Raw genomic sequence first — 10,404 nt, 5'->3', positions numbered from 1 at the left:
CCGCGCTGAGCTGGCCACCATCTTCGCCCGCTATGCCGAGGTGAAGGGTCTGGCCACCACCGCCGGCGACCTGAGCACCTACGCCGACGCCGCCTCCGTGGCTGACTGGGCTTCCGACGGCATGGCCGTCGCCGTGGGCTCCGGCATCCTGGGCGGAAAGCCCGGCAACCTGCTGGACCCCAACGGCACCGCTGTCCGCACCGAGCTGGCCACCATCCTCCTCAACTTCTCCAAGGTGCCTGAGGCCTCCAAGGGCTGCACCGAGACTACGGCGAGCATCCCGGTGGCGGAGACCGACGGCATCCCCGCCCATGAGGTGCCCGCCATTGTCACCATCCCCGAGGGGGAGGGCAAGTTCCCTGTGGTGGTGATGCTCCACGGCACCGGCACCAACAAGCATGAGGCCGGCAACGGCTACGACATGGCCGCCGAGGCCATGGCCAAGGCCGGTATTGCCACCATCCGCATTGACTTCATGGGCAACGGCGACTCCACCGCCAGCTACACCGACTACTGCTTCACCTCTGCCAACCTGGACGCCAAGGCCGCCGCCGACTATGTGGCCGGCCTGGACGCCATTGACGCCGACAAGATTGCCGTCATGGGCTGGAGCCAGGGCGGCACCAACGCCCTCTTTGCCGCCGCTGCCTACCCCGAGACTTTCAAGGCCGTGGTGACCTGGGCCGGCTCCGTGACCGACCGCTCCGGCGAGGAGTTTGAGGCCCAGTATGAGATCGCCAAGAAGGATGGCTACTATGTGGCCGAGTACGACTGGCGTGATCCCCAGCACATCGGTCTGCGCTGGTACGAGGAGAACATCAGCTTCAAGAAGCTGGACGAGGTCGCCAAGATTGAGGCTCCTATCCTGGCCATCCAGGGCATGAAGGATACCTCCGTCCTGCCTGAAAACGCCGAGATGATCGTGGAGAATGCCAAGAACGAGGCCACTCGCGCCTACTATATTGAGGACTGCGACCACACCTTCAACGTCTTCACCGGCGACTACACCGCAATCACCGAGGCCATCAACGCCGGCATCGGCTTCTTCCAGGAGACCCTTAACGGCGGCCTCACCGCCACCGTCATCTCCGTGAGCAAGTACGGCAATGTGACCACCGACCTGTCTGTGGACGCTCTGGCCGGCGCCGGCTATGAGACCGGCGACATCCTCACCATTACCGTGGGCGACACCGCCATGGACGTGCCCTACGGCACCGCTTACAGTGACGTGGACAACGGCAGCGTCATCTCCCTGCCTGACACCGACACCAACACCCTGGCCGTGGCCATCAACATGGGCAACTTCGCCGAGACCTACAAGGCCGGCGAGGGTACCGTTATCACCGTGGCCATGAAGGAGAAGGCCGGCTATCTGGAGGAGTACCAGATCCGCAACATCGACTCCCTGCGGACCAACAACCGGGACGACTACGCCTCCGATGAGGTCTTTGCCAACTTCCGCCCCGTGGTCATGGGCGACATCGCTGAGGGCGTCCTCTACCGCTCCTCCAGCCCCGTGAACCCCGAGCTGGGCCGCAATGCCTATGCCGACAAGCTGGCTGAGGCCGCCGGCATCAAGACCGTCCTCAACCTGGCCGATAACGAGGAGACCATGAAGGCCTATGAGGGATACGCCGACAGCTACTACGCCACCCTGAACGTGGTGGCCCTGGACATGGGCGTGGACTTCGCCGCCGAGGACTTCAACGCCAAGCTGAAGACCGGCCTGGAGTACATGATCGCCAACGAGGGTCCCTACCTGGTTCACTGCAACGAGGGCAAGGACCGTGCCGGCTTTGTTTCCGCCCTGCTGGAGGCCCTCATGGGCGGCACCGTGGACGAGATCAAGGCCGACTACATGACCTCCTATGAGAACTACTACCACGTGGAGAAGGGCTCCGAGCAGTACGAGAAGATCGCCGAGAGCAACATCATGAGCACTCTGCGGACCATCGCCGGTCTGGAGGAGGGCGCTGATCTGGCCGGTGTGGACCTCGCCGCTGCCGCCGAGACCTACCTCACTGGGACCGTGGGCCTCTCCGCTGAGCAGGTGGACGCCCTTCAGGCCGTCCTCTCCGGCACCGCCGCCGGGGCTGAGCAGGCCGCCTGAGCAAATTCTTTAATGGCGAAAAGGGAGACAGCCCATGGGCTGTCTCCCTTTTTCTCCACCAAATCAAATGAAATATAAAATAGGACTTGACAGAGGTGATAGAATATGGTATTCTATTCTAGAACCTGAAAGCGAGAGACGCTGGAGTGTGGATGCCGGAGTGGCGGAATTGGTAGACGCCCGGGACTTAAAATCCTGTGGGAGTGATCCCGTGCCGGTTCGACTCCGGTCTCCGGCACCAATATCGCGGGGTAGAGCAGCTTGGTAGCTCGTCGGGCTCATAACCCGGAGGTCGAAGGTTCAAATCCTTCCCCCGCAACCATAAAACACCTGATTTCGTAAGAAATCAGGTGTTTTTTTGTTTAAAAAGTTATGGCTTCCTGGGACTGATGCTTATGTGATGCTTATCTGATGCTTATTTTCGGACTGGTGATGCTAAAAACCCATCACAGGGCCAACAGACGGCTCCCGCACGGGTGCGTACAGAGCGCCCATCAGCTCCATTCCCGCCCGCTTCTGGGACTCAAAGGAGTGCCCGTACTTGTCCAGGGTAATGGAGGCGTTGGCGTGTCCCAGCAGCTTGGAGAGGGTCACAGGGTCCATCCCCTGCTCCAATGCGCGTGTGGCAAAGGTATGGCGCAGCGAATGAAAGTTGGCGCTCGCGATGCCGGCACGGGATACACACCGCTTGAACAGGTCCTGGTAGGTCCGGGGCTCATAGGGCGTCCCATTCTCCTGGCAGAAGACATAGCGCTCGGAATTGTAGCCGGGATACTGCTCCATTAGGGAAAACTGGATCTCCCGATACTGGCACAGCTCCTGATAGAGCTCATCACAGAGGTAGACGATCCGCCGGGAGTGATCTGTTTTTGTGGTAGAGACGGTGCGGACGCTGGTGGAGGTCTCGATAGAAGCATCGTGGTTTGGGAGGCGGTTTCTGGTCTCACAGACCAGGAACTGTCGCTGTTCCATGTCGACGTTATCCCAGCGCAGACCGCACACCTCGCCCATCCGCAGACCGGTAAAAAGGGTGAAGATCACGCCAAAGGAAGCCGGTTCCGGCATGGCCCGACAGGCCAGGACCAGACGCCGCTGCTCCTCCTTGCTCAGCACACGCATCTCTTTTTTCTGTTCTCTGGGAAGACGGACGCTTTCCACCAGGTTGGTATTGATGAGCCCATTCCTCTTGGCCTGCTCAAAGGACAGATGCAGCATATTGCGCAGGTTTCTCAGGGTCTTAGTAGACAGGCCTCCTGTGCCCGTGGTCTTCCCACTGCTGTACTTCTGATTGAAGAACTCCTGTAGGGTGATGGAATCCAGGCGGGAAAATGGAATATCTCCCAATATGGGTTTGACGTGGACACGAACAAGCATCTCATAGCTGCAATAGGTAGAAAGCTTTATCGTAGGCCGGGCATAGGTCTCTAACCAGCGATCCATCCATGCCCCGACGGTAAGCTCAGAGGACCGACTACCGGTGCTTAGGGTGGTGGGCTGTTCCGGGAGCATTGCCTCCGTCTCATTCTGCCGCAGGTCGTCCAGAAACGCCCGGCCATCCACTTTTCGCTGAAACCGCTTCGTATGCCGTTTTCCATCGTCGCCGTAATACTGACAGACCCATGTCTTGTCCTTGGTCTGGTAGAGGGAGCCCTCTCCTTTCAGCCGACGCGCCATGAGCCACACACCTCATTATGACACAAATTGTCTTCCAGCCACCGCTCCAGGTGTGCACGTGAGAGGATAAAACGCTTTCCGATTCTCATACAGGGGATCGTCCCCTGGTGCAAGGCACGGTAGAGCGTGGATCTGGAGACGGGTAAAACAGAGGACAGCATTTCCGGTGTCAGGAAGTCAGGAAGTGTGTTCAACAGAGATCGATCAAGCTCCATTATGTTTACCTCCTAACAGAATAGGATGGAGACAGCCCTCCCTTGATGGAGAGCTGTCTCCTGTTTTTTTCTCATGCTATTTGTTGCGATGATGCTCAACACCCGTATTCGACACAACTTCCCCGGATGTCAGGGCGGCAACAGACGGACCGCGCTGGCGCGCGTCACGGGAATCTCACCCCTCCGAGGATCTCTCCGAGCTGCCCCCACAAAGTGGTTTTTCTCTGGGCAGGAGTATCATTACTAGATTGCTGATGAGGGTCGGACTAGTCAGAAGCCAGCCGCAATGCAAAACAGCCCGCCACAGGCTGCTTTTTGGACGGATGGGAACCGCTCAGCACCTTTATTGGCCGTCTTTGATGCAGGTTTTGCCTGCACAGGTGGTCTTGGCGCATCCTCCAGCGTCGCTTCAGCCTCCATTTCTGGAGGCCTCTCATCAGTGGACGTATCCCGTTGCCGGATATTCAGCTTTCAAGGTACACATCAGAGCTATGCGGGCAGCTTTCTACCCTGTATGGCGGGCAAATTTTGTGAGGATGCTCTCCATAACGGTCAAATCTTCACCTTCCAGGTTTACCATGAGCTTTCTAAGCAAGACTTCCTGTTGTGGTGAGAGTTCTTGCCGATATGGGTGATACCAGGAGGCCACTTGAATGCCGCCATATCTTCCACGGATGGTCTGAATCGGGTAGGTACAGGAGAGAGCCGTGATGTCGTTGCGAATGGTACGTGCCGTAACGCCGAACAGGGCTGCGAGATTTTTTGCCGTTTCATATCGCCTGTCGCACAGCAGATCCATGATTGCACTGCGACGTTCGGACGGGCTCACTCCTTCTCACCTCCCCGCCTCGCTCTGTTGCTTGGAGTATAAAGGTTAAATAGGAAGGTTCTTTTCCGCTTTAGAAAACTTTTTGCCTAAATCGGGTAGATTCAGCATTTTAGTTAATAATTCGTTGAGAAATTATAGATATTGCACAATCTGAAAATTTTGTGTATGTGTAACTATGGGAAATGTCTCTTCTGAATATTCTGCAATCAGTGATATTGCGGCACATATAAAGATAGCGTCCCCGCTGAAACGAGGACGCTATCTTGTATACGCACTAAAACGCTATATCAATTTAACTTTGCGGAAAAGAGCATATCAGAGGAAATCTATAAAAAACGAACAAAAAATGGCGACGAGGAAAGTAGTGCCAATACCACACAGGAAAATGATGAACAATTGACAAATGCAACTTATGTCCAACGAAGAATACAAGCTCTTATAGACAATGTCTCTACTCTAGAAACATAGCCGCTGATGCCACCGAAACAGTTTACAGCGCAAAAACAGGCGGACTCCAAGGTCCAGCACAGTACCCAACCATAGTCAAAGGGGACCTGAGCAACCAGGATACCCCCTTGACCGAGAACATGCAATACTACAACCATAAACATTGAGAGAATGCGCAGCAGGTCTATCCGCCAATTTCTGCAGGTAAATTGTGACGATTGTTTGAAAGGCATCGTCTTCCATGTCTGCGAAATCCATGCCGTAGACATTATTTATCCAAAGGCGATATGGTTAACGTAGCCACACCAGTGCTCAAGTCTACAGTGTAGGTATAGCTGCCTGCTTCACTGACCACATTCTCTTCTGGTTGGCCAGGATTGACAACTACAGGCTCAGGAATAGTGCAAGTATATGTTAGACTATTACCGTCATCAGAGAGGGCTAGATTCTCCGCATGGGCGCGCATGCCGATTCCATTACTCTGAGGAACAGGCAGTGAGACAACCTCTCCGGCAGCTTTGGCAGAACCAGGTTTATATATCAGAGTCAAGTTATAGGTGGGGCCATGGGCCCATCCGTCTGTTCGCAGACTGAGTACGGTACAGATGTCAGACTCCAGGCGATCCTCCACCGTGACAGGCATACTCTCGTTTCCATTGATGAGTGCTTCTACGGCCGCCACATAGGCTTCCTGGTCCACTCCATTGTCACCAGCAGGTTGCTCAATATGCTCAATCGGTCTTATGGTACTTAAGTCCACGGTGAGGACGCCCAAGGTCCCGGCCTTATAGGTAAAAGTCCGCCCGTCAGCACTCAATGTGGGTTCCTCCGGTTTGGCTTTGTTCTCCAGGGAAAGATCGATGACCAGACCCTCTCCAACAGCGGCGGCTGGTTTGGTGACAAGTTGGAGAGTGTAGCCGTTGCCCCGTGGCAAGCCAGACACCAGTCCCAGTACCACGGTACCATAGTCCGATTCCCAACGCTGCTCTTCCTGGTAGAAGTTGTTGGCGGCGATTCCATCCATGGCCACTTCATAGGATTGAAATGCCTGGGCATAGGCCGCTTGGGAAACGGCTCCCTCCTCAATGAGCTTCTGTACTAGGGTAGTGTCTGTCCCCTTCAGCTTGGCGGAGAGAGCAGCAACGGTGACATCTACGGCATCGGCCCGGAGGAAGTCCTCCCGGTCTACCGTTTCAGGCACGATACCACAGTCCTCAGCCAGAGGCCAAGGGTTATCCCAGGTGAAGTCGGTACCGTCAGTGTAGCCCAAGGCACGTAGCATAAAGGTCACGTACATGGCCCCGGTGGCAGTTTCCCCTGCGCCGAAGGCAGTATCTGAAATGCCCTTGGTGAGTCCTTGACTATATGCGTAGGACACATAGCCATCCGCCCAGACGGGCACATCAGTGAAGGGGTGGGACTTTGCCATTCCTACCGCCTCAGCCCCCTTACCCAGGGCCCGGACCAGCATGGTTGCTGCCTCCTCGCGGCTAGGTGATCGGTTAAGGTCGAAGTTGGTGAAGCCATTTTGGTCCTTCCCCACGCCCAGGAAAAGACCCAGGCGCTCCAAGCGTATGGCTTGGCCCTCTTGGCAGCTCAGGTCGCGCGTCCCTGTTGCTCCGGCGACGCTCAGGAAAAGTTGGAAACAAAGCAGGACACTCAAGCAAGAACATATTTTCCTTTTCAATTGAATGCACCTCCATAATCTCGCTATACCCAGTCACTAGCAACCAGGTATTAACTATATTAAGAAATATAGGCAACTAAACCGCAAATCCCTTACCCCGGCAACGTGATTGCCGGGGTAAGGGAAAAGAAATATTCTGATGTTCGCAAGGGTGTGTATTAGTCATATCCAGGTCCCCCTGGAATGCTTCGAATCAGAATATGTTATGTGTGGGTGATGTTAAACGTGTCATAGTTATTACCACAGGTTACGCTGATATGGTCAGGAGAAACCATCCAAGCGTTTGTGACACGCGTAGTGGGTACCCCCCATGTGTCGTAAGTGGAGGTGTTCCTGTTGTAAAGCCCAAGGTTGATAAACTGTCCACCGGTCATTCTGGAACCGTCAGTTTGATTATCTTGACCGTTATTGGGAACCAGGGAAGCAAAGCGATAATACCTGCAAGAGATAATTCCGCCGCTACTGGTAAAGCTGCTGTGCTGAAGAGTAATGTCCTGGTCAAATGCAGTGCCAACATTCTGCCCACTAGAATTCAGGAACTGAATGTACATATGAACTTTTGTAGTACTGACTGGCTTGACAACAATCTTCGCATTAGTCGCACTACTTGGGGCGACATAATTGTGCATGATTTCGCCATATCCTGTACCATTGGCAACTTCGTTGTAAACGGGCTTCCAGTCGTTCCCTGTGTTGATAAGGCCCAGGTCAATGGCGACACCAGTTCCAGCAATGCCAAGCGAAATAAACGCATTTCGCGTGCCATTCGCATAATTCATGCTGGTGGGCAACTTTATATTTGCAAATGCCTCGGAATATACGGTGCTCTGCCCGGAATAGACGTAATAATGGGCCCCTACACCAGTTTCATGGAACAGGGCACCATTTTTCAGCGACTGGACATCGTAAACTGCCATTGGGGAAACATCGAATTCTCCAATCAGACGGGTGGGGGTAAGGATAGGAATTCAATTTCCGGTTACTGCAGCATAGGAGGTGCAATTGACCGTAAGCATACCAATGGCCATAACTAGAGCAATGAGTTTTTTAAAAGTCTTCATTGGAATCACCACCTCAGTAAAAAAGATGAAGGCATAGAAAGGCAATAAATAATCAAATTGAATATAACTCGCTGTGCTTTTCTATTTATATATGTTACTAAAACAGATAATCTGACATAGAATCTAAAATTCTATGAAAGGAAAGAAACAAAAAAGCATTACTGAAAAATACACCAAAAAATTTTGGACGGGCATGTCATAACTGCGCTGGTCGAGTCATATTATTTAATGAGAGACATATGGAAATGTTTAAGGGTGTGGATTATCGTGGTTTTTAGCAGCTTAACATTTTTGTTTCTGTTTTTTTCCTGCATTGCTCTTTTGTTATTATATTTGTCCGATACATAGGCGATCAGCCAGAAATTTAGCCTTGCTTCTGTTCAGCTTGGTTTTTTATAGCTGAGGCGGATGGAGACTTGTGCCGCTGATTGCTTTTTCTATTGTTGTAAACTATGTATTTGGCAGATTAGTAGACGAAAGGCACGGGATACGGATTAGGAAGCTGTCCCTTGTGGGTGCCTTGGTGTGTAATCTAGGGCTGCTGGTCTTTTTCAAATATCTTGGCTTCCTGACACGTAATATCAGTTTGCTGATCCCATCTGTGCCGGTGCTTGATATCATCCTACCGATTGGCATTTCCTTTTACACGTTCCAGAGCCTAAGCTATGTGATCGATGTATATAGGCGTGAGGTGAAATCAGAAAAAAATATATTACGTGTGGCACTTTACATCGTGCTTTTCCCCCAGCTTGTAGCAGGACCTATTGTGCGCTATGCAACCATTGCTGATGAAATTGTGAATCGAAAAGAAAGTATCGATGATTTTTACCACGGAATGATACGCTTTCTATTTGGTTTGGCTAAGAAGGTTTTGATTGCGAATCAGGTCGCGCAGGTGGCGGATGAGGCGTTCAACCAAGGCGCAGATCATCTTGCGACCGGGCTGGCCTGGCTTGGAGTGGTCGCCTATACGGCCCAAATTTATTTTGACTTTTCTGGTTATTCCGATATGGCGATTGGCTTGGGACGCATGTTCGGCTTCCATTTCTTGGAGAATTTTGACTACCCATATATTGCTAAATCTATCACGGAATTCTGGAGACGGTGGCACATCTCTTTGAGCACTTGGTTTCGGGACTATCTGTATATCCCTCTGGGAGGAAACCGCTGTTCTCGAAAACGCCAGATTCTCAATCTCCTAGTGGTATGGGGGCTGACTGGACTATGGCATGGTGCTGAGTGGAACTTTATCTGCTGGGGGCTTTATTACGCACTGCTCCTGATCGGAGAACGGTATGTGTGGGGAGGACTGATGGACAAGCTGCCCTCCGTTATAGGGCATATTTACACCATGTTGTTCGTGATGGTCGGGTGGTTGATTTTCCGAGCATCTAGTTTGGGACAAATTCTATCGTTTTTATCAGCCATGTTTGGAGCCAATCACTGCGGCATTTGGAATGACCAAGCCACCTACTTGGTGCTGGAGTATCGTTGGGATCTGTTGCTGGCAGTAATTGCGTCTCTTCCGGTCAAGACGAAGCTGCAAGACATCCTTGATTCGCATCGGGACGGCAGACTTAGTGTTGCGCTCTCGACAATCGGCATACCTATATTTGCCCTTGGAGTTGGCGCACTTTCGATGGTATTCCTGGTAAGCTCTGGATTTAACCCATTCATCTATTTTCAATTTTGAGGCAGTTTATGAAAAAGAGAAAAGTGTTTTTTATCGTGATCTTTGCCGCTTGCATGATTGCCATGCCAGTATTGACTGTCTTGGGGCCACATACCAGTGTTTCCTTCTATGAACAGCGCGGGCTGGCGCCTATTCCACAGCTTACGAAAGCAGGTGTGTGGGACGGGTCCTTTTTCTCCGATATTGAGACTACACTGACGGATCATATTGTGTTCAGAGATGAGATGATGAAAAACTATACACGTTTGAGCATGGCATTAGAGCGTCCGGTTGTGAGCGATCTCATCGTAAGTTCAGATGTCCTATTGGATTATTTCGGATTCTATTACTGGGATATTGGCTATATTGATGGGCAGGCAGAAGCCACTGCAGAGGCATATCGCGAGTTAAACGAGCACATTACGTCTTATGGAGGATATTTTTGTTTCTTGGGTGTTCCTCAACAGGCCATCTATTTTGCGGACCACTATCCAGAGTATATGGATAACCGGCTTTGGCACACCACAGCGATTCGTTCGGCATTTTCCAAATACATGTCCAAAGAAGAGGTTCCGTTCATTGATATGTATACAAAATACCTAGGGAACCTCTGAATAAAAGCCTTTATCCTGTTTCTACTCAATGTATTAGCCGCCATTTGCGCTTGGTTAAGGTGATTTCAGTGCAAAATAGCCATTATTTATCTGCT

General features: G+C 52.1%; 8 protein-coding genes and 2 tRNA genes. 5 read left to right on the top strand and 5 right to left on the bottom strand.

Translation table 11 applies throughout. The features are described from left to right. From ACTNBK_RS15730 to ACTNBK_RS15720, 3 genes are all read left to right on the top strand, one after another. Positions 1–2,110 (top strand): alpha/beta fold hydrolase (locus ACTNBK_RS15730; RefSeq protein ID WP_441147520.1); only part of this gene is annotated, 2,110 nt, incomplete at its 5' end. Positions 2,111–2,264: 154 nt separating this feature from the next. Continuing rightward, positions 2,265–2,351: transfer RNA gene (locus ACTNBK_RS15725), tRNA-Leu, on the top strand. Between the two features lie 4 nt (positions 2,352–2,355). Further along, positions 2,356–2,432: transfer RNA gene (locus ACTNBK_RS15720), tRNA-Met, on the top strand. A gap of 113 nt (positions 2,433–2,545) precedes the next feature. On the opposite strand, the gene ACTNBK_RS15715 is transcribed toward ACTNBK_RS15720, so the two are convergent. From ACTNBK_RS15715 to ACTNBK_RS15695, 5 genes are all read right to left on the bottom strand, one after another. Next, positions 2,546–3,784 carry a tyrosine-type recombinase/integrase gene (locus tag ACTNBK_RS15715; RefSeq protein WP_441147518.1) on the bottom strand — a complete coding sequence of 413 codons (1,239 nt, stop codon included), beginning with the start codon at positions 3,782–3,784 and terminating at the stop codon, positions 2,546–2,548. Next, positions 3,769–3,999 carry a helix-turn-helix domain-containing protein gene (locus ACTNBK_RS15710; RefSeq protein ID WP_441147516.1) on the bottom strand — a complete coding sequence of 77 codons (231 nt, stop codon included), beginning with the start codon at positions 3,997–3,999 and terminating at the stop codon, positions 3,769–3,771. Before ACTNBK_RS15710 ends, ACTNBK_RS15715 begins: the two co-directional genes overlap by 16 nt. A gap of 505 nt (positions 4,000–4,504) precedes the next feature. Then, complete coding sequence (locus ACTNBK_RS15705) at positions 4,505–4,828, bottom strand: DeoR family transcriptional regulator (RefSeq protein WP_441147514.1); 324 nt, start codon at positions 4,826–4,828, stop codon at positions 4,505–4,507. 715 nt (positions 4,829–5,543) lie between these two features. Continuing rightward, positions 5,544–6,845 carry a hypothetical protein gene (locus ACTNBK_RS15700; RefSeq protein ID WP_441147512.1) on the bottom strand — a complete coding sequence of 434 codons (1,302 nt, stop codon included), beginning with the start codon at positions 6,843–6,845 and terminating at the stop codon, positions 5,544–5,546. Positions 6,846–7,165: 320 nt separating this feature from the next. Further along, entirely contained in the window at positions 7,166–7,879 is a 714-nt protein-coding gene (locus ACTNBK_RS15695; RefSeq protein ID WP_441147510.1) for a hypothetical protein, read from the bottom strand. 562 nt (positions 7,880–8,441) lie between these two features. Here ACTNBK_RS15695 and ACTNBK_RS15690 point away from each other — a divergent pair. Together ACTNBK_RS15690 and ACTNBK_RS15685 are read left to right on the top strand one after the other, a co-directional pair. Next, entirely contained in the window at positions 8,442–9,716 is a 1,275-nt protein-coding gene (locus ACTNBK_RS15690; RefSeq protein WP_441147508.1) for an MBOAT family O-acyltransferase, read from the top strand. Between the two features lie 8 nt (positions 9,717–9,724). Further along, positions 9,725–10,309, top strand: coding sequence for a hypothetical protein (locus tag ACTNBK_RS15685; protein ID WP_441147506.1), 585 nt, complete (start codon positions 9,725–9,727; stop codon positions 10,307–10,309). Positions 10,310–10,404: the final 95 nt, after the last annotated feature.

The sequence above is a fragment of the Intestinimonas sp. HCP28S3_D6 genome, assembly GCF_052065695.1.
Taxonomy (GTDB): domain Bacteria; phylum Bacillota; class Clostridia; order Oscillospirales; family Oscillospiraceae; genus Intestinimonas.
Note: the sequence above shows the minus strand (reverse complement) of the source record. Positions and strands in the feature narration are given on the sequence as shown.

Coding starts and splice junctions, on each gene's coding strand:
- ACTNBK_RS15715 (WP_441147518.1), bottom strand. CDS start 3,784: ATGGCGCGTCGGCTGAAAGGAGAGGGCTCCCTCTACCAGACCAAGGAC.
- ACTNBK_RS15710 (WP_441147516.1), bottom strand. CDS start 3,999: ATGGAGCTTGATCGATCTCTGTTGAACACACTTCCTGACTTCCTGACA.
- ACTNBK_RS15695 (WP_441147510.1), bottom strand. CDS start 7,879: ATGGCAGTTTACGATGTCCAGTCGCTGAAAAATGGTGCCCTGTTCCAT.
- ACTNBK_RS15685 (WP_441147506.1), top strand. CDS start 9,725: ATGAAAAAGAGAAAAGTGTTTTTTATCGTGATCTTTGCCGCTTGCATG.